The sequence below is a fragment of the Candidatus Leptofilum sp. genome, from assembly GCF_965223525.1.
GTDB lineage: Bacteria > Chloroflexota > Anaerolineae > Promineifilales > Promineifilaceae > Leptofilum.
On the sequence record NZ_CBDCWX010000005.1, the window covers coordinates 2,029,997 to 2,056,277 of the forward strand.

At 50.2% G+C, this 26,281-nt stretch carries 21 protein-coding genes; 18 read left to right on the forward strand and 3 right to left on the reverse strand.

The window, feature by feature from the left end:
• Positions 1–138 precede the first annotated feature (138 nt).
• From ACOQPM_RS14380 to ACOQPM_RS14410, 7 genes are all read left to right on the forward strand, one after another.
• Entirely contained in the window at positions 139–384 is a 246-nt protein-coding gene (locus ACOQPM_RS14380) for a hypothetical protein (protein ID WP_420629953.1), read from the forward strand.
• Positions 371–793: a PIN domain-containing protein gene (locus tag ACOQPM_RS14385; protein ID WP_420629954.1), complete on the forward strand. Its 423-nt coding sequence runs from the start codon at positions 371–373 to the stop codon at positions 791–793. The genes ACOQPM_RS14380 and ACOQPM_RS14385 overlap by 14 nt, the downstream gene beginning before the upstream one ends.
• A 10-nt stretch (positions 794–803) precedes the next feature.
• Complete coding sequence (locus ACOQPM_RS14390; RefSeq protein ID WP_420629955.1) at positions 804–3,485, forward strand: LuxR C-terminal-related transcriptional regulator; 2,682 nt, start codon at positions 804–806, stop codon at positions 3,483–3,485.
• A 16-nt stretch (positions 3,486–3,501) separates the two neighbouring features.
• A complete protein-coding gene (locus ACOQPM_RS14395; protein ID WP_420629956.1) occupies positions 3,502–4,227 on the forward strand; it encodes an SgcJ/EcaC family oxidoreductase in 726 nt (241 codons plus the stop codon).
• Positions 4,228–4,355: 128 nt separating this feature from the next.
• The gene (locus ACOQPM_RS14400) at positions 4,356–5,249 is read left to right on the forward strand and encodes a c-type cytochrome (RefSeq protein ID WP_420629957.1); all 894 of its coding nucleotides are present in this window, start codon (positions 4,356–4,358) and stop codon (positions 5,247–5,249) included.
• A gap of 186 nt (positions 5,250–5,435) precedes the next feature.
• A complete protein-coding gene (locus ACOQPM_RS14405; protein ID WP_420629958.1) occupies positions 5,436–6,065 on the forward strand; it encodes a hypothetical protein in 630 nt (209 codons plus the stop codon).
• Positions 6,062–6,370, forward strand: coding sequence for a winged helix-turn-helix domain-containing protein (locus ACOQPM_RS14410; RefSeq protein WP_420629959.1), 309 nt, complete (start codon positions 6,062–6,064; stop codon positions 6,368–6,370). Before ACOQPM_RS14405 ends, ACOQPM_RS14410 begins: the two co-directional genes overlap by 4 nt.
• Positions 6,371–6,509: 139 nt before the next feature.
• Here the strand turns inward: ACOQPM_RS14410 and ACOQPM_RS14415 are convergent, their stop codons facing one another.
• The gene (locus tag ACOQPM_RS14415) at positions 6,510–7,085 is read right to left on the reverse strand and encodes a hypothetical protein (protein WP_420629960.1); all 576 of its coding nucleotides are present in this window, start codon (positions 7,083–7,085) and stop codon (positions 6,510–6,512) included.
• The gene (locus ACOQPM_RS14420) at positions 7,082–7,375 is read right to left on the reverse strand and encodes a hypothetical protein (protein WP_420629961.1); all 294 of its coding nucleotides are present in this window, start codon (positions 7,373–7,375) and stop codon (positions 7,082–7,084) included. Before ACOQPM_RS14420 ends, ACOQPM_RS14415 begins: the two co-directional genes overlap by 4 nt.
• Positions 7,376–7,544: 169 nt before the next feature.
• Here ACOQPM_RS14420 and ACOQPM_RS14425 point away from each other — a divergent pair, with 169 nt between their 5' ends.
• Complete coding sequence (locus ACOQPM_RS14425; protein WP_420629962.1) at positions 7,545–9,227, forward strand: acyl-CoA mutase large subunit family protein; 1,683 nt, start codon at positions 7,545–7,547, stop codon at positions 9,225–9,227.
• 79 nt (positions 9,228–9,306) lie between these two features.
• Here the strand turns inward: ACOQPM_RS14425 and ACOQPM_RS14430 are convergent, their stop codons facing one another.
• Positions 9,307–10,044 carry a hypothetical protein gene (locus tag ACOQPM_RS14430; protein WP_420629963.1) on the reverse strand — a complete coding sequence of 246 codons (738 nt, stop codon included), beginning with the start codon at positions 10,042–10,044 and terminating at the stop codon, positions 9,307–9,309.
• A gap of 77 nt (positions 10,045–10,121) precedes the next feature.
• On the opposite strand from ACOQPM_RS14430, the gene ACOQPM_RS14435 reads away from it, so the two are divergent.
• The 10 genes from ACOQPM_RS14435 to ACOQPM_RS14480 all read left to right on the forward strand — a co-directional run bounded on the left by ACOQPM_RS14435 (position 10,122) and on the right by ACOQPM_RS14480 (position 26,276).
• Positions 10,122–13,133 (forward strand): BTAD domain-containing putative transcriptional regulator, encoded by a 3,012-nt coding sequence (locus tag ACOQPM_RS14435; protein WP_420629964.1) that lies wholly within the window; start codon positions 10,122–10,124, stop codon positions 13,131–13,133.
• Positions 13,134–13,142: 9 nt separating this feature from the next.
• A complete protein-coding gene (locus ACOQPM_RS14440) occupies positions 13,143–14,252 on the forward strand; it encodes an oxidoreductase family protein (protein ID WP_420629965.1) in 1,110 nt (369 codons plus the stop codon).
• 11 nt (positions 14,253–14,263) lie between these two features.
• A complete protein-coding gene (locus ACOQPM_RS14445; protein WP_420629966.1) occupies positions 14,264–15,154 on the forward strand; it encodes an SDR family NAD(P)-dependent oxidoreductase in 891 nt (296 codons plus the stop codon).
• On the forward strand, positions 15,144–15,674 hold the full coding sequence (locus ACOQPM_RS14450; RefSeq protein WP_420629967.1) for a cupin domain-containing protein: 531 nt from the start codon (positions 15,144–15,146) through the stop codon (positions 15,672–15,674). Before ACOQPM_RS14445 ends, ACOQPM_RS14450 begins: the two co-directional genes overlap by 11 nt.
• A 29-nt stretch (positions 15,675–15,703) precedes the next feature.
• Positions 15,704–16,579, forward strand: a complete 876-nt coding sequence (locus ACOQPM_RS14455; protein WP_420629968.1) for an SDR family NAD(P)-dependent oxidoreductase — start codon at positions 15,704–15,706, stop codon at positions 16,577–16,579.
• Between the two features lie 50 nt (positions 16,580–16,629).
• A complete protein-coding gene (locus ACOQPM_RS14460; protein WP_420629969.1) occupies positions 16,630–17,760 on the forward strand; it encodes a phosphotransferase in 1,131 nt (376 codons plus the stop codon).
• 116 nt (positions 17,761–17,876) lie between these two features.
• Positions 17,877–20,456 (forward strand): helix-turn-helix transcriptional regulator, encoded by a 2,580-nt coding sequence (locus ACOQPM_RS14465; RefSeq protein WP_420629970.1) that lies wholly within the window; start codon positions 17,877–17,879, stop codon positions 20,454–20,456.
• 16 nt (positions 20,457–20,472) lie between these two features.
• The gene (locus tag ACOQPM_RS14470; RefSeq protein WP_420629971.1) at positions 20,473–23,055 is read left to right on the forward strand and encodes an ATP-binding protein; all 2,583 of its coding nucleotides are present in this window, start codon (positions 20,473–20,475) and stop codon (positions 23,053–23,055) included.
• A 159-nt stretch (positions 23,056–23,214) separates the two neighbouring features.
• Positions 23,215–23,379, forward strand: coding sequence for a hypothetical protein (locus ACOQPM_RS14475; protein ID WP_420629972.1), 165 nt, complete (start codon positions 23,215–23,217; stop codon positions 23,377–23,379).
• Positions 23,376–26,276 carry a NosD domain-containing protein gene (locus ACOQPM_RS14480; protein ID WP_420629973.1) on the forward strand — a complete coding sequence of 967 codons (2,901 nt, stop codon included), beginning with the start codon at positions 23,376–23,378 and terminating at the stop codon, positions 26,274–26,276. The genes ACOQPM_RS14475 and ACOQPM_RS14480 overlap by 4 nt, the downstream gene beginning before the upstream one ends.
• Positions 26,277–26,281 lie beyond the last annotated feature (5 nt).

Sequence of the window (26,281 nt, forward strand, 5' to 3'; positions counted from 1 at the left end):
GGCAACAGGCAGGGCAATGATTATCACCCTACGCTTTAGTTCTGGCTTGCCTATTGTGGACAGACAAAATTTCTCAAAAGAGCAGCACAGGACTTTATGTTATAATCTGCCAATATAGTTTTCGATTCAGGAGTAAATATGTCCGTAATTGAATTCCGAGCCAAAGTAAAAAACGGTCTCATTGAAATACCCAAAAAATATAGAGCGCGCCTAGCCCGTAAAGCTGGCAAGGAAAAAGTGCGCGTTATTGTTTTGCCTGATGAGCCAGAGGGATTGGTGGACACGGAAGCCGAGATCGATATGATTGAGCAATTATTAGCGAACCCTCTCCAAATTCCTGATTTTGAACCAATAAGCCGCAACGATTTATATGATCGATTCTGATTCTCTTCGCTTCGTTGACGCAAACATTTGGCTATGTGCTTTTGTGACAGGACAAGACGAAGCGAAATCAAGAAAAGCTCAAGAACTTGTACTAACCTACCAGGAAAACTTGGTTATCAGTACCCAGGTAATCAATGAAGTGTGTGTCAACTTGTTGCGTAAAGCAGGCATGCAGGAAGAATCGGTTCGGAAAGTAATACACGCGTTTTATCGGCGTTACAAGGTTCATGGCCTTGAAGATTCAATTCTTATAACAGCGTCAGCGTTACGCCAGAGACATTCCTTATCTTATTGGGATAGTTTAATTGTTGCAGCAGCTCTGTTTGCCGATGCCTCAGTGCTTTACTCTGAAGACATGCAAGATGGTTTGGTTATAGACGGCCGTTTGACAATTAAAAACCCTTTTTAATCCGATTGTAATGACGCTGGTATCCAAGACTAAGTTACAAACCCCACAGCTTCACAAAGATTATTTACCACGAGAAAAGTTAGTTCAGCACGCACGAACGGCCGTTTCCCAGCACAAACTCACCCTCATTTCAGCACCTGCCGGGGCGGGCAAAACAACCCTTGCCGTTGGCATTGCCCAGGCATTTGTGCAAGCGGCAACGGCTTGGCTGCGCCTGGATGCTGCGGATAACGATCCACAAATCTTTGCTACCGCACTGGTGCTGGCTTTGCAAACGGCCGTTCCTCAAGTGGGCAAACAAACAGTGCAAATCATCCAAAATGCCCCTGATCCAGCGCAAATGCTCCGGCAGGCGCTAACCCTGTTGGTAAACGATCTGCATGACGTGGCCGAAAACAGCTTGTTGGTGGTGTTGGATGATTACCATACGATTGAAAATACGGCCGTTCACCATGCCATTGATTATTGGTTATCACAACTGCCGCCCAATGTTCATCTGCTCATCACCACGCGCTACGACCCGCCGCTGGCATTGGCGCGGCTGCGAATGCGCGGGCAGCTTGCCGAATTTCGGCTGCAACAGCTGCGCTTTACCCCCGATGAAACGCAAAGCTATCTGCAAAAGCAGCAAGCCATCCAGCTCACTGCCGCCCAGCTTACCAACCTGCAAAATCGCACAGAAGGCTGGATTGCCGGGCTGCGCCTGCTGGCCTTAACGCTGGGCAAAATTGAAGATGCCACCGAACGGGATGGGTTCATTACCCAATTTAGTCGTTCTAATCGCCTGGTGTTTGATTTGCTAGCAGAAGAGGTGCTAGAGCAACAGCCATCAGAACTGTACGATTTTTTGCTGCAAACCAGCATTTTGGATGAACTAACGCCAGAACTATGTACGGCCGTTACCCAAAACAAATCTGCCCCTCAACTGCTGGCCGAGGCGTACAAACGCAACCTCTTCCTCACCGCCACAAACCCTTACGCTTCGGCTGATACCGCTTATCGCTACCACGATCTCTTTGCTGATTTGCTGCGACGCAAGCTGCAAGTGCATGGGGACGCGGCCTTTCGCGCGGCACATCAACGTGCAGGCCACGCTCATCCAGACCCCGTATGGGCGATTGGCCATTTTTTGCAGGCGGAAGATTGGGAAACGGCCGTTACCTCCATCATTCAGCAAGCCACGCCCCAACTGCGGCGGCGATTCATTACCCAACAGACCCTCGGCTGGATCAAACGCTTGCCTACCGCCTGGCAGCAACAGAGCAATTGGTTGTGTCTCATAACCGCTTTTCACCGCACCCAAGTTGGCGACATTAGAACGGCCGCCATAGGTGAACTTATGACCATCCGGGAGGCGTTTCGGCTTGCTGGCGACAAGCAAGGCGAATATTTGGCCTTGGTGGCCGCCTCCCAATCATCCGGTGGTTACTTTGAGGAGGTGCTACATGACGTTCGTCAATTTTTCCAGGACAATCCAGAGATCGTGCAGCCTGAAGATGAAATGGCAGTTCTCTTATCAGCCGCCTGGGGGGCAGAAGATAAGCATGATTGGCCGTCGTTTACAGCTTATTTGGAAACGTTGTTGGGCATGTGGCAAAAGATGCCCCATTTACACTTTGTGGTTGGGCAAGGTTTTGGCATTCCGTTCTTCTTCAGCGATTTGGGGCTGGCGCCCATCGAGCAGCTTATAAACGACATGGTTGCCATTCATGGGGATGGGGAGCGGCTGGTGCATTTGGGCATTTACAACCAGCGCAGCACACTCCATTTTTTGCAAGGACGGCTGGATGCAGCTTTGCAAGATAGCCGCAAAGCGCGGCGCATCATTAACCAATTGGGCAATGTAGCCTGGCAGTCCAGCACGCCCAACCTTGTTGAACTGCATACCCATTTGGCGTATGGCGATTATCCAGCTCTTCATCGTTTTTGTACCGAAAGGCTGCCTCAGGTAACGGCCGATCCTTCCATATCCTTTACCAAAATTGGCTTTCACTATGCCCAGGCAATGGCCTATTGGCAAGAGGGACAATTGGACAAAATTATCCAACTTAGCCAAAGGGTGCAAAAGGCAAACGTACATATTGGTGTCTCAGTAGGGCAGCGTACAGTTTTACTCTTGCAGGCCTGGGCAGCCATTGCTCAAGGTCATTTTGAAATGGCCAATGAATTGCTGCTTGAAGCCATTGAGATTCAGACCTTGGTGCGGCATACGATGATTGGCAGCCATGCCCGGCTGGATATGGCCTGCCTGCATTGGCTTTGGCATAAAGAAACAGGTGAGGCAAATCGGCTTAAGGATGCCGAAAACCATTTGGCTATTGTGCTGGAGGAAGTTCAGCAGCGGGGGATGCCCGGCATTTTGCTGCAAACGGGACGGGTAGCCATTCCCTTGTTGCGTCACGCCCTGCCGAGGAGCGGATATGCCCCCATTATTGAACAAGCGTTGGCGGCTTTTGGCGAAACGCCCGCCTTCCGCTCAATTCCAATCCCCAATAGCAATGAAAATTTGACACCCCGCGAGGTGGAAGTGCTGCATCTGCTAATGGATGGTGCCACTAATCGCCAAATCGCTGAATCATTGGTCATCACCACCCGCACGGCCAAAGCGCACGTTAGCAGCATTTTGCAAAAGCTGGGTGTGTCCTCGCGTACCCAAGCCGTGGCGGCTGCTCGCGACTTGTCCCTCTTGTAATTCACACAATTGATCCTTGCTACTGACGCATATTGTCCTTTGGGACAATGCGCGTTTGCCACCTGGTTTGTATGCTGATGAAGATATGTCAGCGCATACGGCCGTTTTCTACACCATTCGCATACAGGGTCACCTGGATGCAGCTTGGCTGCCAGAACTGTACAGTTTGGAAATCAGTGCTGAGCAGGATGGCACAACCAGGCTCAGCGGCTTCTTAAAAGACCAGGCCGCCTTGTTGGGCTGCCTGCACCGTTTGGTTAATCTGGGAGCCAAATTGCTCTCTGTAGAAAGCAGTGCCGCTTATACAAACAAAGGACAAGCAAAGATGGGTCAACAACTTACGAAGACGATGGCAGCAGAAGAAACCAAAATTTTGGCGCAAATTGAAAAAATGCGTTCAGGATGGAACCAAAAGGACGGCGCACTATTTGCAGAACCTTTCACAGCCGATGCCGATTACACGGTTTGGAACGGCCTGTATTCTCAGGGGCGGGAAGACATCGCCGCTGGGCATCAGCAAATTTTCGACACGTTTTACGCCGATACCACCCTGCATTACGGTGAAAAGCACATCCGGTTTTTGCGGGATGATGTCGCGCTGGTGCGGCTGGAGGATTCGCATTTGCTCAGAGCAAATGGTGAGCGGGTTAGGGAAGATGGGGTACGGCCGTTATTTGTCTTCGTCAAAGAAGATGACCAATGGCAAATTGCGGCCTTCCAAAACACACCTGTCATCAAATAGTTTGCATAGCTTGCAGATATTCTTAGTAAGCGGCCAACAATAACTTACCTGATTGGAAGGCCGCTTACTCCAAGCCGTCCGCACAATTTCGCTAACTTATTTGCGGACGGCAAATTAGGAGGAACAACATGAAACGAACATTGAAGTGGGCGGGTATTGTCGTTAGCGGTTTGGTGGGGCTGATATTGATTTTGGCGATAACGCTCTTCTTGATTGGCCGCAATCGGCTGAACAATGCACCAGAGGTAGCGACAGCTCCGGTTGAGGTAATGGATGATGCAGCGTCGGTGGAAAACGGCCGTCATCTGGCCACCATTAGCTCTTGCACCGTTTGCCACGGCGCGCAGCTTGAGGGAACAGCTTTTGTAGACGAGGCACCGATTGGCTTCATTCCTGCCCCCAATTTAACGAGCGGGGCGGGAGGTGTAGGAGATAATTATACTGATGCCGATTGGGAACGCGCCATCCGCCACGGCGTCAATGCCGATGGAGAAGTAATGGTCATCATGTCCTCAAATCATTATGCTTCTTACGGCGATGAAGATTTGGCCGATTTGATCGCCTACCTCAATGCAGCTCCCCCGGTTGATAACGAGTTAGGTGAGCGACAAATTCAATTCATGGGTAACATTATTTTTGGTGTGCTGGCCTTTGATAGCTGGTCGGTCAACCAGATTGACCACGCGGCTGTTGGCGGTGAGGCACCTGAAATTGGTGAAACGGCCGAATACGGCAAATATCTCATCGACATCGCTTCTTGTGGTTCATGCCACGCCGAAAACCTAGCGGGAAACTATGGCCAGCTAGACAGTCCCCCAGGCCCAAATCTGACCACATGGCCGCAAAATTGGAGCGGTGCTGAATTTGCGACTGTTTTACGAACCGGGGTGCTGCCAGACGGCCGTCTGATGAGTACAGAAATGCCCTGGCCAGGCTACGCGGGGATGTCCGACACAGAAATAGAAGCAATTTGGGCTTATTTGAACACGATAGACCCTCTCCCAAATAATAGTGCTGAGTAAGTAGGCGTTACCCAAACCAAACGTTTTTAACCTTTGAGCACCTTCTGGCTTCAAAACCGGAAGGTGTTTTTTGTTGGGAGAAATGCTTGACAACGGCCGTATCAATCTGATAATATACAAATAAGTTTGTATTGCAAACTATATTAGCAGTACAAATCTATTTGTGACAAAGAAAAGGGGGTCGTTGTGAATAATTTAAGCAAAACAATTCGTCGTACACAGCAATATTGGTTTGAAGATGGACTGACTGAACTCCTGCTGGGAATGCTTTTTGTCGTTTTAAGCGGCTTGTTTTGGTGGCAGTTTGCCAGCGATTCAGAGTATGCCCCGCTGGTGGGCGGTATTGCTATGCCGTTCATCATCATTTTGGGCTCGATTTTGATGGGCGTGACATTGCGCTGGCTCAAGCAGCGGTTTGTTTATCCGCGCACTGGCTATGTAACTTATGTCAAGCCAACCAACAAACAGCGCGGCATGAGTGGGCTGTTGGGTTTGCTCATTGGCATTGCAATGGCCATTGCCGTGACCCAATTTGAACTGGCCGAATTGACAGCAGCATTCATCGGTGTCGGTTTAGGCATTGGTCTGTTCGTGCTGGGTAGCCGAATCGGTCTGTTGCGCTTTCATCTGCTGGCTATCTGGGCTGTTGCCAGCGGGATCATGGTTTCATTTTTAGGGGTGGATGTGTCGCTGGCTTCCACAGTTGTTCTGGGTCTGAGTGGTTTGGGGTTGATGGTGTCCGGGGTGATCGCCTTTTGGCGCTACTGGCAAAATAGTGAGCCAGGCTCGGATGAGCCAATGGAGGCACTGTCATGACCGATTTTAAGCAGATGCTGGCGACGGACAGGCTCATCCACGAACCGGCGCGTCTCATCATCATGGCGTTGCTGTATGGCGTGGAGAATGCGGATTTCACCTTTTTGCTGCGAGAAACGGGGCTGACGCGGGGCAACTTGTCCTTTCATTTGAGCAAGCTGGAAGATGGCGACTATGTGGCGATTGAAAAGACCTTCAAGGGGAAACGGCCGCATACGCTATGTAGTCTCACAGAAAACGGCCGTCTCGCCTTCGACGCCTATCGCCAGCAGTTGCAAGAAGCAGCAAATTCATTGCCGGAATAATGAACAGGACTTACGCACTGCTCTGGCCGGTCTCCTGCCCGAGCCAGCTAGGCGGCTCAGTGAGACACCGGCCGCAGCTTCTAAAATGCGTAAGTCCTAATGAATTTAGGGTGGAGACGGTTCAGAATCTTTGGCCTTTCTACGATTCACTTAAGGCACGTTCAAGTAAATCAGCCACTTGCAACGTTTGTGCCCAATGTTTTAGATAGGTTATGTCTAGTCTAGCTTGCTGAGTTTTTAAGACTCCCAAAATGTCTCGCCATTGCCGTTCAGATACTTCTCCACCTAAGCGAAACCAATCCAATTTCGCCAAAACCACATCTTCTGCACTAAGAACCCAGATTGTCTTACCCGTTTTGGCCCGAATTTGCTCAGGAATTCGACGATTAAGCTGTTGTTGATCAAACGGCCGTCCCTTTGGGATAAAGATGTCCACCTTAAACATCGTTTCCAAATGAATGAGATTAACACTGCTGCGTCGCTGAATCGCTTGAATAAGACTTTGCTCATCAATATAAAACTGCTCTTGTACGGAGGCCACAAATGGCTTAACGTGCTTTGCTTCCATATTTACCACAATGTCTGCATCCATCGTGGTACGCAGTGTGCCATGAAGGATGCTGGCAATGGATCCGCCGATGACGTAAGGGATCTCTAATTTATCGAGAGCATCCGTAATTAGCAGAGTTACTTGTAAAACTTCTGAGTCAATCATTCGTCACCAGTTTGAATAAGCAGAGATCCATACACTTGAGTTGCTAGCTCTTCCCCAAGAATTAGGGAAGCCAGCCGACGACGCAACTCTTTTTTTGTAGCGTTTGGGTGACGCCGACGTAAACCAGCCAATGCCAATTGCCTAGCCGTTCGATTCAAACCTTCCATCAGTTCAAATTTGCGCCAAGTGGGTGTTTCTCGCCACAACTTAAATATGATCGCTTCGACTTCCGAAGTGGTGTCCGCATTCATTTCGCGCCAAGTTGGTAATCTTTTGGTTGCCATGTTCAAGATTTTAACGTGTAGTTACGCTCTCGTCATTTTTTGTAACATCCGCTTCTAGCCAAGCAAATCTCCACTCTGTATAATCTCTCCAAACACACCCACAACAAACCGCCATTGAACGAGACGACGAGTTAGAGAGTTCACAATCTCCAATCTCCCAAAAGGAGCAGCACCCATGTACGACAAAAAAAAGTTGGCCGAATTAGCCAATCAGAATGGCAAATGGGAAGAAACCACCCTGCACAAAACCCTCTCCCGCTTCCCAGAGCGGAAAGAGCAGTTCATCACCACCTCTAGCGAACCCATCCGGCGACTCTACACCCCACTAGACGTGGCCGATCTTGAATATCAGCAAGATTTGGGGATGCCTGGCGAATATCCCTACACGCGCGGCGTTCATGCCACGATGTATCGCGGCAAGCCCTGGACAACCCGTATGTTTGCCGGATTTGGCACCGCCAGCGAGACCAACGCCCGCTTCAAATACCTACTGGAACAGGGCAATATGGGACTTTCCATCGCCTTCGATTTGGCTACCCTGATGGGTTATGATACTGATGCCCCCGAAGCGTTGGGCGAATTTGGCCACTGCGGCGTGGCCATCAGCAGCCTCAAGGATATGGAAATCTTGCTAGATGGCATTCCGCTAGATCAGGTTAGCACCAGCATGACGATCAATAGTCCGGCAGCCATTATTTGGGCGATGTACATTGTCACGGCCGAAAAGCAGGGCGTGCCCATGGCCAAGCTGCGCGGCACGCTGCAAAACGACATCCTCAAAGAGTACATTGCCCAAAAAGAGTACATTTTTCCGCCAGAGCCTTCGATGCGGCTGGTGACAGATACAGTCGAATTTGGCACCAAGCATATGCCGCTGTGGAACACGATTTCTATCAGCGGGTATCATATTCGTGAGGCAGGCTCAACGGCCGCACAGGAACTGGCCTTTACGCTGGGTGATGGGTTGGAATACGTGCGCTGGGCGTTGGAACGTGGTCTGGACATTGATGATTTTGCGCCGCGCCTCAGCCTCTTTTTCAACTGCCACAACGATTTTTTTGAGGAAATTGCCAAATTCCGCGCCGCCCGGCGCATTTGGGCGCGAGAGATGCGCGAGACGTTTGGCGCAAAGAACCCGCGCTCCTGGCTGTGTCGCTTCCACACCCAAACGGCGGGTGTTTCCCTGACGGCGCAACAGCCGGAAAACAATATTGTTCGCGTAGCCATTCAGGCATTGGCGGCCGTTCTTGGCGGAACCCAAAGCCTGCACACCAACAGCATGGACGAAGCCCTGGCGCTGCCCAGCGAAGATGCCGTCACCATCGCCATGCGTACTCAGCAAATCATCGCCGAAGAAAGTGGCGTAGCCAACACGATTGATCCGCTGGCCGGCTCCTTTTTTGTGGAACATGAAACCAACAAAATCGAAGCCCAAGTTTACGAATATTGGCAGCAAGTTGAAGAGTTGGGTGGCGTGCTGCCCGCCATTGAGCAGGGTTTTTACCAGCGCGAAATTTCTAACGCCGCTTACCAATACCAGCGGGAAATTGACCAAAGCGAGCGCACCATCGTTGGCGTGAATGGCTATGCCGACACCAGTGAGGAATTACGCATTCCCATTTTGGAGATGGATCCGCAAGGGTATGAACGGCAAATCGGCCGTATTCAGCAAGTAAAGGCAGAACGAGACAATGAAAAAGTAGGTGTAGCTCTGCAAGCCCTGCGTGAAGCGGCGCAGGGCACAGCCAACATGATGCCCTTCATCATCGAGGCGGTGCGGGAATATGCGACGCTGGGTGAAATTACCGATGTCTTCCGCGAGGTGTTTGGCACGTATGAGGAACCTACCTGGATTTAAGGCATACAAAAGGGCTAAGTTTGCCGATGCCAGGCTTGCCCAGTCTTTGATAAGTCGTGCCTCGTCCAAGAATTTCATCCTATTCCTGCGAATTGAGCAGGGCAGTTTCAAACGTTTTTACAATGCCCTCGAAATGGGTATCAAGTGGCGTGCCTACAAAAACTGGCCGATACCCATCTTCGTAGGTTGTGATAATCCATAAGGCAAAGGCATCGGCCGTTGCTTCTTCTAGGTCGTTTTGACTGCGTTGGTTCATCCAAAAGCCTACGGCCGTTTGCCGATTCACCATATCACTGCCGATGAGGGTATGAAATTCTGCTGTTAGCTGCCGCTTCATTCGCGCGTCAACCGCATGCCCCAACTCGTGATAAATGGAAAAACCACGCAGCCGTAAAAAAGCAGCATCCGCTAAGATTATTTCTTGGCGGGTGTGGTTGATTACAGCAATGCGCCCCGGATGCCCCTGAATATATTCGCCATGCTGCCGTCTAAATTTGTAACCACTGAGAAGGCTACGGCCGTCTACACCTTCCTTCTCCAACACCTCAATGGTTGATGTCAGAATATGGTTTATCATCCTCAAATCATCTATCGTCCAAGGATGTTTCGGTGAGATATGTAGCCATTGCTGCCAATCTGCCTCTACGCAAAGCTGCGTTGAGCAAAATTGTTGCGCTAAATATGCCTCAATGTCTGCCGCTGGCTGGTAGATTGTGACGGTTGGCTTGGTATTTTGTCCATGCACGGGCTGGTTATTATTTAGAAGAAGGGACAATATAGTTGATGCTGCGAACGCGATGACAATAATTTGTTTCATAACGGGTTCTCCTAAGTTTTTCTGCACTGTAGGGAACGGCCGTTATCACCTCATCGGCCTCGCGTTAGCATAAAAAATTGGGATCGTTAGCAGTTGTGCTAACGGTGTATAATCCATCCATGCCCCGACTCGACATCTCATTTTTGGGTACAATTCAGGTATCTTTAAATCGTCAACCCATCACCCATTTTCGCTCTGCCAACAATCAGGGTTTGCTGGTTTTTTTGACCTTGCAACCTGAAAAACCGCTGTCAAGGGAGCTTTTGACGGCCGTTTTCTGGCCGGAAGAATCAGACAAAAACGCTCGGAATAATCTGCGCCAATCTCTGTATCAATTGCGAAAATTGCTAGGGGATTTGAATGAGCCAGCCCAGCCCTATTTGCTCGTCACGCGCCAAACGGTGCAGTTTAATCCCAAAAGTGATTACCAACTGGATGTGCGGCAATTTTTACAGGCGGTGGATGCCGGGGATTTAGAAACGGCCGTTTCCCATTACCACGACGATCTCCTCCCTGGCTTCACCTGCGACAGCCTGGAATTTGAAAGCTGGCTGCGGCAGGAGCGGGAACATCTGCACCACTTGGCATTGGAGACGATGTTGGAGGCGGGGCGAGACTGTTTGCAGAACGGCCGTTACGACAAAGCCCAAACAATCGCCCGCCAACAGCTTGCCCTGGAACCGTGGCGCGAACAGGCACACCGCCAACTGATGCAAGCCCTTGCCCTCGCTGGGGATCGAGCCAATGCCCTGAACCAATTTGAACAGTGTCAAGCCGCGCTGCGGGAAGAGCTAGGCATTGAACCCGCACCAGAAACCATCACTCTTTTTGAAGAGATTAAATCGGGACAGTTAGCACCCACAGCCACAGCCGAGACCATCCGCCCGCCTGTGAAAGTGCGGCACAACTTACCAGCCACCACCACCCTGCTCGTTGGCCGTGAAGTGGAAATTGAGCAGATCAGCCAATGGTTCATGCAGGATGCTAAACGATTGGTGACGATTGTGGCTCCTGGCGGCATGGGTAAAACGCGGTTGGGAACGGCCGTTGGCGCGACTTTGCTGGAACAATATGCCGATGGCGTTTACTTTGTAGATCTCGCACCGCTGGAACATCCTGACGAAATTGGAACAGCCATTGCCTCGGTCTTGGATTATCAAGCCCCAGACAAGACCAAAGATTTGCTGCCGCAACTGTTGGCAACGCTCAGTCAGCAGCAGATGTTGCTCATTCTGGATAACTTTGAGCATCTGTTGTCCCCCCCTCCCGTCCCCCCCGATGGGGGGGAAGCTTTGGTGAGCCGCCTCTTGCAAACCTGTCCCCGCCTCTCCATTTTGATCACGTCGCGGCAGCGGCTGAATTTAGCCAGCGAAAACCGTTTTGAGTTAGGCGGTTTAGACGTTCCTGAATGGTTAACCCCTGAAGATGCGGCGCAATTTACGGCCGTTCAGCTTTTTGTGGCAAACGGCCGTCGCGTCCAGCCCGATTTTGTATTGAATGACAGCAATGTCACTGACGTGGTTCATATTTGCCAACTGGTGCAGGGAATGCCGCTGGGTCTGCTGCTGGCCGCCACCTGGCTGGAACTGCTTGCCCCAGCCGAAATTGCCGTTGAGATCGAAGACAGCCTCGACTTTTTGACAACTGAATTGGCCGATTTGCCGCCGCGCCAGCGCAGTATGCAGGCCGTCTTTGATTATTCGTGGCAGATGATGAACGCCACCGAACAAGCTGTGTTGGCAAAACTGAGCGTCTTTCGCGGCGGTTTTACCCGCGAGGCGGCGGCGGAAGTTGCCGAAGCCAATTTGCGTGTTTTATTGGCGCTCGTAAATAAATCATTGTTGCAGCGGGAGGAGGAGAGCGGCCGTTTCACCATCCATGAACTCTTACGCCAGTTTGCGACGGCGCAGCGGCTGCGACTGGATGCTAAAAATAGTGCGTTATTTGCCCATTGCACTTATTTTGCCGAAAAAATTAAAGGCGAAACTCACAAGACAGCCGGCTTTTTTCCTCTTCAAATACCGTCTAAATATGCAGCCGATAGGGATAATTTGCACCGCGCCTGGGAATTTGCGCTGCAAGATGGCTTGGCTGAACAGTTGGCGGCTTTAGTCCCCGCGATTATCGTATTTGGTTTTAGACAGGGTAAGCAGGCAAGCGCCGTACCCGCCGAGGCGGTTCGCGCCTTGCAGCAGAAGAACCGGGCAAACAGTGATGAAGCTTTGCTGTACTTGCAGTTATTAGAACAGACATCCCGGTTTGGCACTGATGACAGTTCCCTCGTTGGAGAAGGGTTACTTACTCTGGTTCCTTTTTTTGAAAAACAGCCCTATCCTGAGCTTCGTTTCTGGCTTTATCTTTGGTTAGGGCTGTTGGAATCTCCGGCGAGAGAGGCATGGTATGACAGGGCTCATGAAACGGCTCTGGAGATGAAGGATGAACTGTTTATAAATACCACAGAGGTCATAAGAATCAGGTGGGCAATCAGCGACGAGGAGAAAAATGAGGCGATTTTGGCCAAGCTGCAGGAATTACGCGCCTTTTTTGAACCAAAACTTACCACCCCAGTGCTTGCGAATAGCTTTGTTTTTCATACCATTTTGGCGTCGTTGCAAGAAGTCAGTACAGCAACAGGCGCATATGAACAGGCGATTGATTACGGTAAACGCAGTTTGAATATGGCCAAAGAGTGGCAGGATTTGTTTTGGTTAAGCGATGGCTTTCATCGCCTAACTAAAACTTACCTGGCAATGGGACTACTCGATGATGCAAAACTGCAATATTTAGATTCATTAGAGTGGCATTTGGCTGTTGGACAGGTTTGGCAAACGTTAGGATTATTGGTTGGTTTGGCATCCCAGTTTCCAGAGTTCATTGGTGGTCAGACAACGGCCGTTTCCATTCTGTCCATGATTTTTCATCACCATGAGGTTGTTGTCTTTCACAAACAGGAGATTGACGGAGCCCTCCCGACCGTTCGGGCAGAACTGGAGGCAGCGGCGTTTGCGGCGGCGTGGGAAAATGGGAAGGGGATGGGGTTTGATACGGCCGTTTCTCTCGTCAGGTCAGCCTTACAAACAGGCAAGTAGGAGGTTCAAATGTCCAAAATGATTGAAATACCCACAACTGCGGAGGAGATAACGGCCGTTTGGCTCACAGAAGCGTTAAGAAGTACAGAAGTGATTGGGGGAGAAACGGCCGTTGCTTCCCTGATTGTTGAACCCATGAATGGGGCTGGTGTCATTGGGCAAATGGCGCGGCTTAGACCCACTTACGATTCGCCTGCAAGTAACCTGCCTACCACCCTCATTGCCAAATATTCCCATGCCGATCCCAATCATCGAGCCAACATGGGGCATGTGTATGCTCGGGAAATCACCGTTTACCAAAACCTGCGTCAGCAAATGACGCTGACGATGCCCCACTACTTCTACGGCGATGTCAATCTTGAAACTGGCGATAGTATCCTGCTTTTGTCAGATTTAGGTCATTTACGACAAGAGAGTATGAGACACGGCTGTACAGTTGCAGATGCCGAAACGGTGATCACCCATTTGGCGCACCACCATGCCACCTGGTGGGAAAGTCCGCAGTTGGAAGGAATGGATTACCTCGTACGCATTCTCACAACCTTTACAGAGGATCAAATTGCTCACTACCAAGCAAGTTGGGAACAGAGTCAGGAAAAAATCACAGCGGCACAGCCTGATATTTATATGCCCAAATATTATTTAGAAGTAGGTCGCCGCTTTGCCAACCAGAGAGCCAAAATTGCCAAGCAAATGGTAGATACACCCATGACCTTAGTCCACAACGATTGTCACCTGGACAACCTGATGTTTGCGGCCGAAAACGCCGATCCACCACTCACCGTTATTGATTGGCAAAGCTGCGGGATTGGCCCCGGAGCTGAAGATGTGACCCGCTTTATGATTTTTGGCTTAACCATCAAACAACGGCGCCAAGTGGAAGAGGAACTGCTACAAACCTACCATACCCATTTAGTTGAACAGGGTGTGCGTAACTACAGTTTTGAGCAGTGTTGGCGGGATTATCGTCTCTCATTTTATAAAAATTTAAGAATTGGCACGATTGTTTCGGCTCATTTCGATATGACCACAACATACATGCAAGAGGTATTGGCTGTTACCCTTGGTCGCCTCATGTGCTTTGCTGAAGACCATTGCGTGGACGAATTTTTAGCTTAGGAGAAATAAACATGAATAATTTTGAAGGGAAAGTTGCAGTGATTACGGGGGCTGGGCGGGGTATTGGCAAAGGAATCGCTCTGCGCTGTGCTCAGGAAGGCATGAAAGTGGTTTTGTCTGGCATTCGGCTAGATCCGCTCAATAAGACGGCCGCAGAACTCAACAAATTGGGGGCTGAAACATTGATTGTTCAGGCAGATGTTTCATTGGAGGCCGATGTTGAAAATTTGGCTGAAAAAAGCTATGAAGCGTTTGGTGCAGTCCATTTATTGGTTAATAACGCTGGGGTTGGCTCGCCGGGCAACGTGTGGGAAGCCAGTATGGATGATTGGAATTGGGTCATGAGCGTCAATTTCTTCGGTGTACTGTATGGCGTAAGAGCATTTATTCCCCGCATGATTGAGCAAGGTACAGAAGGCCACATCGTCAATGTCTCGTCGGTGGCGGGCCTTCTTGAAGGCGGTGGGGGTTCCTATGGCGTGTCAAAACACGCCGTTGTTGCGCTTACGGAAGCCCTCTATCACAATTTGGCCGAAGCCGCGCCAAACATCAATGTTTCTGCTTATTGTCCAGGTTATGTTAACTCAGAGCTTGATCAAGTCGATTCTGCTAACAGGCCGCGCCCGGCACGCTTCAGCAAGAATGCCAGCAAATTTACAGACGAAATGCGCCAAGGTGCTCGGGAAACCTTTGAGAACAAGGGACTGTCCATTGAAGAATCAGCAAACGTGCTTTTTGAAGGCATCAAGGCAGGCAAACTGTACATTGGCGTACAGGCATTTAGTGAACAAATGCCCCGGCTTGGCGAGGCCATCCACCAAAGGGCCGAAAACATCGTCACTGAACAAAATCCCGCTCACCCGAGGATGAGTGTCATGAAGGAGAAAGCAGATGAAAGTTAGACGCGTTGTGACGGGTGTTAACTCAGACGGAAAAGCAACTGTTGTCAGCGATACGGCCGTTCCACCCATCACGCTACAAATGATACCAGGGTGGGAATTCCATAAATTGTGGGGGGCTGATGAGCCTGTTGTTCTTCCCAGCGACGGATCGCTCCCATCCTTTCCAAAATATTATCCTCCGCCAGGCGGTTTTCGATTCGGTTTATTTACCGTCCCGCCCATGACAGAGGTTAATACCGAAGAGCAAGACGCGGAAGCAGCGCTCCAGGAATTGGAAGAAAAATTGCCGGGAATGGCAGAACATTTGGAAGAGGAAGACCCAGGGATGCACACGACCGACACGGTAGATTTTGAGTATGTCATATCGGGAGAAGTGTGGCTGGAGTTGGATGATGGGGAAGAGGTTCACTTAAAAGCAGGGGATACCCTTGTGCAAAATGGAACGCGCCACGCCTGGCGCAATAAAAGCAAAGAGCCTTGTGTGCTGTTTGCTTGCCTAATTGGTGTCGCTCGTCGCTAAAAAACTGAATTCAACAAGGAAGTAACAAAATGAAAGATTTCAAAGGAAAAGTAGCTGTTATCACTGGCGCAGGGCGCGGCATTGGCCGTGGTATTGCGCTACGCTGTGCCCAAGAAGGGATGAAGGTTGTCTTGTCAGGCATCAGATTAGAACCATTAACAAAAACTGCATCTGATTTGGAGGCATTGGGTGCTGAAACATTGATTGTTCAAGCCGATGTCTCCCTGGAAGAAGACGTGGAGAATCTGGCGCGCATAAGTTATGAAGCGTTTGGCGCAGTACATTTGCTGGTTAACAATGCTGGCGTCGGCACACCGGGAAACGTGTGGGAATGTAGTATGAATGATTGGCATTGGGTCATGGGTGTCAATTTTTACGGTGTACTCTATGGGGTCAGAGCCTTTATTCCGCGCATGATTGAACAGGGGAACGCGTGTCATATTGTCAATGTGGCTTCTGTGGCTGGCATTATTGATGGGTACTTCAGTGCTTACAGTACATCAAAACATGCCGTTGTGGGCTTATCTGAGACGCTTTATTATCAATTGGCAGCGACTGCGCCACATATCTCAATTTCTGTTTATTGCCCAGGATATGTTGATACAGAGCTTTCTCAGGCCGGTTCAGACGAGCGCCCACGCCCAGTCCGATTTGGCAAAAAGGTGAAAGACGAGCAACGCAACACGACATCAACTAGCATCGCCAATATATTGTCGATTGAGGAATCGGCAAATGCTCTTTTTGAAGGGATAAACGCGGGCAAACTTTATATTGGCGTCGACGCATTTAGCGAACAAATGCCAAGATTGGCTGAATTCATTCGGCAACGTGCTGAGAATATTGTCAATGAGCAAAATCCAGCTATCCCACCGATGAATATCATGGTTGCCAGTGACAAGCAATAGCTGAGCAGCTATCGAAGAGATTTATGAAGCTAGGCAAACAGGAGGCCCACATGCCCAAGATTTTGGAGATACCTACGACAGCGGAGGAGATAACGGCCGTTTGGCTCACAAATGCGTTAAAAAGTACGTGGATCATTGGGGCGGAAACGGCCGTTACTTCCGTAACCAAAACACGTATCGGCGAAGATGAAGGCTTTACTGGCGGCACCCTGCACTGTTGCCAACTCACTTACAATACCCCGACAGAAAAGGCACCCGACTCGCTCATTGCCAAACTGGCACCCACCGACCCCGAACTTCGCGCCGCATTTAAGGGAAGTAACAGGCGCGAAGTTTGCTTTTACACCGAACTCGCCGCCCAAAGCAATTTACCCGTTCCTCATTGCTATTTCGGTGCCTTTGATAGCGAAACAGGAGCCACTATTCTCCTTCTGCAAGATTTGGGATACTATCGCATGGTCGAATTTGCCACTGGCTGTAAACCACAAGATGCTCAATATGCCGTGCAAGCTCTGGCCACTATCCATGCCCAGTTTTGGGATGACCCCCGTGCCCAAAATTTAAGCGGGGCTGATGGCCTCGATGAGTTTCCTATGGCTGAATTATGGTCGCAATATCCTCAGATTGTTGCGGAACTGCTGCCAGAAATAGTCATTCCCCCGCAATTTTTTGCTGTCGGCGACATGACTGTAAAGAATATGGACTTTCTGCTCAACCAGCTTGCAGAAGTTGCCCCAATCACCTGTGTTCATCGAGATTGCCACGTGGACAATATCCTCTTCGGCGTGAATGAGGGAGACGCGCCAGCCCTTATTTTGGATTGGCAATCTGTGGGCAAAGGCCGGGGAGCTTATGACATTGCCTATTTTTTGATTACCTCTGTGCCCACGGAGCAACGTCGTCAGATAGAACAAACATTGCTACATGACTATCATGCACGGCTCAGGCAATTGGGCGTCAAGGATTATAGCTTTGAGCAATGCTGGTTTGACTACCGCCTGGCGGCCATCGGCAAACTGGTGGGGACGATCATCGCAACGGTTTTGTTAGATAATTCACCCCCATTTAAACGGTCCTGGCGGCGAACCGATTTACAACGACTGTTGGCATTCTTTGCAGATCACAAGATAGAGGCGCTTTTGGCATCGTTTTTGGATGCGGGGAATAAAGATAGTGATTGAATAACGGCCGTTTGGCTAACAAAAGCCTTAAAAAGCACGGGGGTTTTGAGAGATACGGCCGTTTCTCAAGTAAGATTAGCGTTGGAGTCAAATATTTGAGGTTGCTTGGAAGCAGGATGGAACTTCAAGAACGGGTTGACGCACTTAATATATTGAATGAGGCTTGGCAAACGGCCGTGGCTGGCAACGGCCGTATCGCTCTAATTAGTGGCGAGGCGGGCATTGGCAAAACCACGCTTGTGGAGCAATTTGTATCCCAGCATGGGCAGCTTCGCGTTTTGTGGGGGGCCTGTGACAACTTGTTTACCCCGCGCCCGCTTGGGCCGCTGCACGACATTGCTGGGCAGGCCAAAGGCCAGCTTGAACTATTGCTACAAAGCGACAAGGATCGCTCCGCCATATTTTCTGCCTGTTTGAGCGAACTTCAATCTCCTACAGTTATTGTATTTGAAGATATTCACTGGGCAGATGAAGCCACGCTGGATTTGCTTAAGTACCTGGGGCGGCGGATACAGTACACCTGCTCTTTACTCATTACCACTTATCGAGATGATGCTTTAGGTTCGCATCATCCACTGCGCTTGCTGTTAGGAGATTTAGTACGCCAGTCGGCCGTCAGTCGTTTGGGATTAGCACCGTTGTCATTAACGGCTGTGCGGCAACTGGCCCAGAACTATCCCGGTGATGTAGAAAAATTACATCAACAAACGGGCGGGAATCCATTTTTTATCAACCAAGTGCTTACCTCTGATGAGGATGGGATTCCAGCCACAGTTCGGGAGGTGGTATTGGCCCGTGCTTCGCGGTTGTCGTTGTCTGGGCGGGCGGTGCTAGACGCTGCGGCCGTTATCGGGCAGCGCATTGAACCCTGGCTACTGACTGAAGTTGTGCAGGCAGAAGCTGACGCCGTACAGGCAAGCCTCGAATTGGGCATTTTGTTGCCGAAGGGTGACAATTTTGTTTTTCGCCACGAGTTAGCCCGGCAAATCATTCTTGACGAAATCTTGCCCCACCAGCGCACCTTCTTACATCAAGCCGTGCTGGATGTACTTAAAACTTCGCCACTTGCCCAAAAAGATGCAGCGCGGCTGGCTCACCACGCTGCAAGCGCCGACAATAGCGAAGAGATTTTGAATTTTGGTCGGAAAGCAGGTTTTGAAGCAGCACAAATGGGGATGCACAGAGCCGCCAAAGCTTGGTTTGAATTAACGCTCCCCTTTGCAGATTCATTGCAACTGGGGGAGCAGATGGATCTGTATGAAAACTATGCGCTGCATATTCAATCAACAGATTTGGCAAAGAGTATAGAGGCATTTGAAAAGCTAGCAGAACTGGCTGAAATAGCTGATGAGCCCGTTCAACAGGGTTTGGCTTGGGGACGAGCGGCCGTTGTTCACTATCGGTTAGGCCAGCTTGAGGTGTGTGACGCTCTTCTCCACAGAGCAATCACAATCTTGGAACCATTTTCGCCCAATCATGGGCTTGTCTCAGCCTACCCACTGATAGCCATGCGTCAACACGCGCAAGGTCATGCTGAACCCGCTTTAGCTTATGCCGAAAAAGGGCATCAGATGGCTCTGGAGCTAGGCAAGATACGCGATATTTTGCAAGCGTATCAAGTTGTTGGCTTGTGTACCATGCCGCTTGATCGCGCCAAAGGACTGTATCATCTGGAAACCTGTCTGCAAATGGCGATTGAGCATAAGCAGTTTCGGATAGCTGGCTCAAACTATGCCAATCTGATCATGTACACGTTAGATTTATTCCCAACTAAACCAGTTGCCAAGTTGATTACAGAAGCAAAATCGTATCAGATTGAACACGATTTAGATTTTAGTTTGGCAATGACCCAGGCATGGGAAGCAATAAATCTTCTCTATCAGGGGCATTGGTCAGCAAGTGAAGCCGTGTCGGATGCGGTTTTGCAAAAAGCAACCGCACCCATTGCCCGCATCCCAGCATTGATTGCCCAAAGTCGCCTTGCGACACGTCGCGGTCATGTTGCGGTTGCCGAAGAGCCATTAAACGAAGCACTTGTGCTCTCCAAGAAGGTGAATAACTTAACGCGGATCGGCATTTACTATTGCACAGCGGCCGAAGCGGCTTGGTTGGCGGGGAATGAGGCTGAGATTCACCGACTGTTGGCAGAGTATTACGACACGGCCGTTCAATATAAACTCCCCGGTTTTGCGGCTGAAATGGCCTATTGGGGCTGGCGTGTCGGCGAACTCGTAGAAGCATTTGATTGGATGCACCAACCATTTATCTTGGAGATCGAGGGCAACTGGCAAGCGGCCGCTGATGCTTGGGGAGCATTAGGGTGTCCTTATGAGCAAGCTCGTGCGCTTGCAGACGGTGATAAAGATGCCCAAAAAGCGGCCTTGCTCATTTTTGAACAGTTGGGCGCACGGCCGATGGCCAAAACGGTACGCCAAAAGCTGCGCGATGCAGGTGTGCAAACCATTCCTCGCGGAGCGCGTGCCTCCACTAAAGAGAACCCCTTCAATTTAACCAACCGCCAACTAGAAATTTTGAGCTTGCTTACCGATGACCTCACAAATGCCGAGATTGCAGCTCGGCTACACATTTCTCCCAAGACGGTGGATCATCACGTTTCGGCCGTTTTGGGCAAGCTCCAAGTCTCCTCCCGTACCGAAGCGGCTGAAATCGGCCGTCAACATCATTCGATTTTTTAGATTGTAAAGTAAGCTTATGGATGTTTTAGAGCGCACAGCCGCCTGGAATGCACTGGATGAGGCATTGCAAATGAGCGTTGCGGGCGACGGCCGTATTGTGCTCGTTGCCGGCGAAGCAGGCATTGGCAAAACAACCTTGCTGGAACAGTTTAGCCGTGCCCAAACCCAGCGGATATTGTGGGGCATGTGTGACGCCTTGTTTACGCCACGTCCACTTGGCCCACTACATGACATCGCTCCCCAGACGCACGGACAATTACACACGCTACTACAGGAAGAGCCAAATCGCCCTGTCATCTTTGCCGCTTGCCTGGACGAATGCCAATCTCCTTCCATTCTGGTATTTGAGGATATTCATTGGGCAGATGAAGCCACGCTAGACTTGCTTAAATATTTGGGACGGCGGATGCAATATACCTGCTCATTGCTCATTGCCACCTATCGGGATGATGAGCTGGGGGCACAACATCCACTCCGCTCGCTGCTGGGCGATTTGGTGCGCCAGTCTTCCGTGAGTCGCCTGGAATTAGCACCCCTGTCGTTAACGGCCGTTCGTCAGCTTGCTAAAAATTACGCTGGTGATGTGGAAGTATTGCATCAACAAACGGGCGGCAATCCATTCTTTATCAACCAGGTGCTTGCTTCTGATGAGGAGGGGATTCCGGCAACGGTGAGGGAAGTGGTGCTAGCCCGTGCTTCACGGCTATCGCTGTCTGGAAGAGCTGTGCTGAACGCAGCGGCCGTTATCGGTCAGCGTATTGATCCCTGGCTTCTGGCCGAAGTGGTGCAGGCGGAAGCCACGGCCATTCAAGAAAATCTAGAACTGGGCATCTTACAGACTTACAACAAGCACTTTGTCTTTCGCCACGACTTGGTTCGGCAAGCGATTTATGATGAAACGTTGCCCCATCAACGGATATTCTTGCACCAAGTCGTGCTGGACATATTGAAAACATCACCCGTAGGGCAAAAAGATGCTGCCAGGTTGGCACATCACGCCGAAGCCGCTGGCGATAAAGAAGCAATTTTGCAGTATGTACCTTTGGCAGGTGAAGCGGCAAGGCAAACAGGCATGCCCCGTGCCGAAGCCTCCCTGTGGGCTTTGATGATTCAAAATTCACAAGAATTGCCCCTCTTAAAACAGGCCGAGCTTTATGAAAATTACGGCCTTAGCTGTCGGGCACTGCCTGATAAGTCGGTGCCGATTGAGGCTTACCGCAAAGCACTTGAGCTAGCAGAGCTGGCTAAGGCACCGCCACTCATCATAGGGCGGGTTCTTGTTCGTCTGGCAACCATGCTTGTTACGAATGCTCAAGTAGACGAAGCTGTGAAGCTGATTGATGAAGCATTGACCATTTTGGAGCTGTTGCCGCCCAGCATACCCCTTGCCCTGGCCTATAAAAATAGAGCCTATCAACTGTTGATCCAAGGTGCGTTTGAGGAATCAGTTGCTTTTGCCGAAAAAGGCTATCTGCTAGCGCAACAGCTTGAAGATATTTATACAATTATGTCAACTCTGGACACGTTAGGCTTATGCTGGCTACCTACAGATCATGCGCGTGGACGGGAATACATGGAGCAGACATTGGCTTTGACCCTAAAACATGGCGGCTTTTGGCGTGCCGGATCAGTTTACCCTAATTTAAGCATGACTTATGTGGATGTTTACTACCTCAATCGCGCTGAAAAACTTATTGAGGAAGGGTTACGCTTTACATCAGAGCACGATAACGACCTGGCTCATTCTATACTGCGTGCCTGGCAGGGGATGCTAAGGCTGTATCAAGGTAAGTGGGAAGAGGCGCAGAACATCGTTAGTGAGCTTATTGCAGACCCAGAGTTGGCACTGATACCCCAGCCTGCAACATTTGCCGCACAGGGACGTTTGCTTGCACGTCAAGGTCTGGAGGGCGCACAAGGTGCGTTAGATAAGGCGCTTAAAGTTTCTAAAAAAATGAATAACCTACAGCGAATGGGGGTTGTTTATACTGCTCGGGCAGAGGCGGCTTGGTTGGCAAATGACCCAGAGCAAACTCGGGCAGAAGTCAACGCATTCTATGAAATAGCGTTGAAAAACCGACAGCCCGGTTTTGCGGCTGAATTAGCCTATTGGCGTTGGCTAGCCGGTGAGTTTATAGAAACGTTCGATTGGATGGTAGAACCATTCGTGCTGGAAATTAAAGGCGACTGGCAAGCAGCGGCCGCTGCGTGGGAAGCGTTAGGTTGCCCTTATGAGCAAGCCCGTGCCTTGGCCGCTGGCGACGTGGAAGCGCAAAAAGCCGCCTTGCTTATCTTTGAGCGATTGGGAGCCAAACCGATGATTGAGCGTGTCCGCCAAAAGCTGCGCGGTGCTGGGGTGGAGGCTATTCCCCGTGGACCACGCGCTGCCACTCAGGAAAATCCTTTCAATTTAACCAATCGCCAGCTTGAAATTTTGAGCTTGCTTACCGAAGACCTCACGAATGCCGAGATTGCAGCTCGGCTGCATATTTCCCCAAAAACGGTGGGTCATCATGTTTCGGCCGTTTTAGGCAAGCTCCAGGTCTCTTCACGTACGGAAGCGGCTGAAATCGGCCGTCAGCACCTCGATTACCCCTAACTTAAGTCCCCAAAATAGGGAACTAAAAATTCTAAAATAGGGAACCTCTCCCGATGCAAAGTTGGCAGAACTGTTCTACGCTGCCTGTTGTCACAGGTGCATCACATCTCCAATCACCCCCACACCTCCAAATAGCCCTGAAATTTTAGGAGGACAAAAATGACAAAACCACTTATCGCTTTCTACTTGCTGCGGTCAAACGGCCGTAAGCGAAAGCAGCATCATAAAGCCCCTCAACGAGAACCCCGCCAGCAATCTAATGGCAGCCAGCCCGAACCAACCAAGCGCAACTTTAAGACATTTTTCAAACGAGGTAATAAATGAAACGTACACGGAAGCTGTTCTTGTGGGGGATTACGGCCGTTTTAGCAGGTTGGCTTTTTACGCAGCAGGCTCATGCCGTTGGCACAACCCTCACGGTAAATGCCACGGGCGATTTAAGTGATTTAGACCCCGGTGATGGTGTTTGTAGCACCATACCAACTGTAGGAAATGGCCAATGTAGCTTGCGGGCAGCCATTGAAGAACTGAATGCCCTGGGCTCCGACCCTAGTGGAGACCCCCATCGCATTCATTTTGACATTGCTGGCACAGGCCCTTTTACCATCTCCCCCAATACACCACTGCCCCGCATCATAGTACCCATAGAAATTGATGGCGAAACCCAGCCGGGAGCCAGTTGCCCCACCTTAAATGCCCCCGCCAACCTACAAATTGTGCTAGACGGCAGCAATACTTGGAATTCTGGCTTTGAGCTTGATACAGGGAGTGACGGTAGTCTCATTCGTGGTTTAGTCATTGGCAACTTTAATGATGGCATTTTCATAAGGAGTCATGGGAATAGAATTGCTTGCAATCACATCGGCGTTGCTGTGGATGGCATCTCTGGGATGGGCAATGAATATGGCGGGATTGTCATTGTTGGAAACGAGAATATTGTAGGAGGGCAATCAGCAGCTTCCAAACGAAATGTGATTTCCGACAACGGCGACGAGGGCATCAAAATAGCTTCGGGAGACAATAATATTATTCGCAATAATTTCATTGGCACAATTGCCGATGGTTTAGATGCTTTGCCTAATGATTGGGGAATTATAGTGGACAAAGCTCATGCTACCGTTATTGGGGGATCTGCATTTTTGGCGCGTAACGTTATTAGCGGCAATGATCATTATGGCTTACACCTATCAGGTAGCCAAAACAGTTACATCATGGGTAATTACATTGGCGTTGCCAGCGATGGTGTAACACCTTTGGGCAATGGCGAACACGGCATTGATATTCCAATCAATGTGTTTTCCTCGATACAGCCGAACCCTACAATTGGCGGTGTCTCATCAGGTCAGGCAAATATCATTGCTTTTAATCAAGGTGATGGGATCAATGCTCGGCTAAATATTCATTCATCCACGCCATCCGCATACCATATACGCGGTAATAAAATATATGATAATAGCGATGTAGGTATTCGTATAGGCCCCCTTAACGAGGATGCTACCGACCCCAATGAACAGAACTACCCAATTTTAGCCGCCCAGGCTGACAGTAACTACGTTGATGCTTCCCTAGACAGCCAACCGGGTCAAATCTACCAGATTGATTTTTACCGGAATGATAGTTGTGATCCCTCAGGCTTTGGCGAAGGTCAAGACTATATTGGCACTGTTGAGCTAACAACCGATGCTCTTGGTTTTGCCGCCACGCAATTTTCCGTCGCTGGCTTGGCTGCATCTGGTGATTACATCACGGCAACGGCTACCGATGTAGCTAACGAAAACACCTCAGAATTTAGCAACTGTGTTCAGGTCAGTGAACTCACCTTTGTGGTGGATACGATCAGTGACCTGGGCGATTCTAATCCGGGAGATGGCCTGTGCGACGTTGTGGGGGCCACGCCATACTGTTCACTGCGCGCCGCCATTGAAGAGTTCAACAGCGTAACAGGCGGCCCCTTCCGCATCAGTTTTGACATTCCGGGTAATGGGCCGCACGTCATTGCCCCTGCCACTGCTTTTGACCACATTACCAAGCCCGTAATTATAGACGGCACAACACAGCCAGAGAGTCACTGCGCTCTTGACGGTAGTTGGTTACTGCCAGATGGCTTGCCTGCCAATTTGCTCGTCGTTCTGGACGGTAGCAATGTGCCTGATGGCAATGGCCTAACGCTGGCAGTGGGCAGTGGCGGCAGCGAGATTCGCGGTTTGGTGATAGGCGGCTTTCCAGCGCAGGGCATTTACATTGCCAGCAATGACAATCTCATCACTTGTAACCACATTGGCCTAGATGTGGTGGGCACGGCCGTATTTGGCAATGGCCTCAACGGTATTTTGGTCACCGGGGACGACAATCGCATTGGCGGACTCTACAGCACCGCCCGTAACGTCATCTCAGGCAATAGTGCCAACGGCATTTTGCTCTTGAATGATGCCAATGAAAACAGGGTATGGGGAAACTTTATTGGGACAGATCAGGCGGGGGTAACGGCCGTTCCCAATTCAGCCGGAATACGCATTAACAATTCCCACAATAATGAAATCGGCGGTAATGGAACCAGTAAAGGCAACCTCATCGCGGGCAACAGCCTTAACGGCCTTCAACTGGAAAACAGTGCCTCTACCAACCTCATTCAATACAACATCATCGGGCTAAACAACGACGGTAACCCACTGGGCAACGGTGCCAACGGCATCTACCTTAAAGCCAACGTCACTGCGACCCAGATTGAAGCAAACACCGTCGCCCACAACGGCGAGAGCGGGATCGTCCTTTTAGCCACCGCCACCGAAAATCCAATCTACGGCAACAGCATCTATACAAATGGCGAGCTAGGCATTGATTTAAACAACGACGGCCTAACCGCTAATGACTTACCCAACGATCCCGATACTGGAGCCAACAATCTGCAAAATTTCCCCGACATGCGCTCCGCCAATCCCCTAACTGGCGACATTTCAGGCACGATGGAAAGCGCACCCTCAACCGAATATCGTCTCGACTTTTATCGCAGTACAACCTGTGATCCCTCAGATTATGGCGAAGGTGAAGACTATCTGGGCATGGGCACAGTCACGACAGACGCGACTGGTGTACAGACCTTTACCGTGACGTTAGGTGGCTTTGCGTTGAACGATTTCATCACCGCCACGGCTACCGATCCCAATGGCAACACCTCAGAATTTTCAGTTTGCTTCCCAGCAGGTGGATCCCCACCCGCCTAGATAGC

What these genes read in the sequence shown, in the direction of transcription:
- ACOQPM_RS14440 (WP_420629965.1), top strand. Translation starts at nt 13,143, where the DNA reads ATGTCCAAAATGATTGAAATACCCACAACTGCGGAGGAGATAACGGCC.
- ACOQPM_RS14400 (WP_420629957.1), top strand. Translation starts at nt 4,356, where the DNA reads ATGAAACGAACATTGAAGTGGGCGGGTATTGTCGTTAGCGGTTTGGTG.
- ACOQPM_RS14480 (WP_420629973.1), top strand. Translation starts at nt 23,376, where the DNA reads ATGAAACGTACACGGAAGCTGTTCTTGTGGGGGATTACGGCCGTTTTA.
- ACOQPM_RS14410 (WP_420629959.1), top strand. Translation starts at nt 6,062, where the DNA reads ATGACCGATTTTAAGCAGATGCTGGCGACGGACAGGCTCATCCACGAA.
- ACOQPM_RS14415 (WP_420629960.1), bottom strand. Translation starts at nt 7,085, where the DNA reads ATGATTGACTCAGAAGTTTTACAAGTAACTCTGCTAATTACGGATGCT.
- ACOQPM_RS14450 (WP_420629967.1), top strand. Translation starts at nt 15,144, where the DNA reads ATGAAAGTTAGACGCGTTGTGACGGGTGTTAACTCAGACGGAAAAGCA.
- ACOQPM_RS14430 (WP_420629963.1), bottom strand. Translation starts at nt 10,044, where the DNA reads ATGAAACAAATTATTGTCATCGCGTTCGCAGCATCAACTATATTGTCC.
- ACOQPM_RS14455 (WP_420629968.1), top strand. Translation starts at nt 15,704, where the DNA reads ATGAAAGATTTCAAAGGAAAAGTAGCTGTTATCACTGGCGCAGGGCGC.
- ACOQPM_RS14445 (WP_420629966.1), top strand. Translation starts at nt 14,264, where the DNA reads ATGAATAATTTTGAAGGGAAAGTTGCAGTGATTACGGGGGCTGGGCGG.
- ACOQPM_RS14385 (WP_420629954.1), top strand. Translation starts at nt 371, where the DNA reads ATGATCGATTCTGATTCTCTTCGCTTCGTTGACGCAAACATTTGGCTA.
- ACOQPM_RS14380 (WP_420629953.1), top strand. Translation starts at nt 139, where the DNA reads ATGTCCGTAATTGAATTCCGAGCCAAAGTAAAAAACGGTCTCATTGAA.
- ACOQPM_RS14425 (WP_420629962.1), top strand. Translation starts at nt 7,545, where the DNA reads ATGTACGACAAAAAAAAGTTGGCCGAATTAGCCAATCAGAATGGCAAA.
- ACOQPM_RS14390 (WP_420629955.1), top strand. Translation starts at nt 804, where the DNA reads ATGACGCTGGTATCCAAGACTAAGTTACAAACCCCACAGCTTCACAAA.
- ACOQPM_RS14465 (WP_420629970.1), top strand. Translation starts at nt 17,877, where the DNA reads ATGGAACTTCAAGAACGGGTTGACGCACTTAATATATTGAATGAGGCT.
- ACOQPM_RS14460 (WP_420629969.1), top strand. Translation starts at nt 16,630, where the DNA reads ATGCCCAAGATTTTGGAGATACCTACGACAGCGGAGGAGATAACGGCC.
- ACOQPM_RS14475 (WP_420629972.1), top strand. Translation starts at nt 23,215, where the DNA reads ATGACAAAACCACTTATCGCTTTCTACTTGCTGCGGTCAAACGGCCGT.
- ACOQPM_RS14470 (WP_420629971.1), top strand. Translation starts at nt 20,473, where the DNA reads ATGGATGTTTTAGAGCGCACAGCCGCCTGGAATGCACTGGATGAGGCA.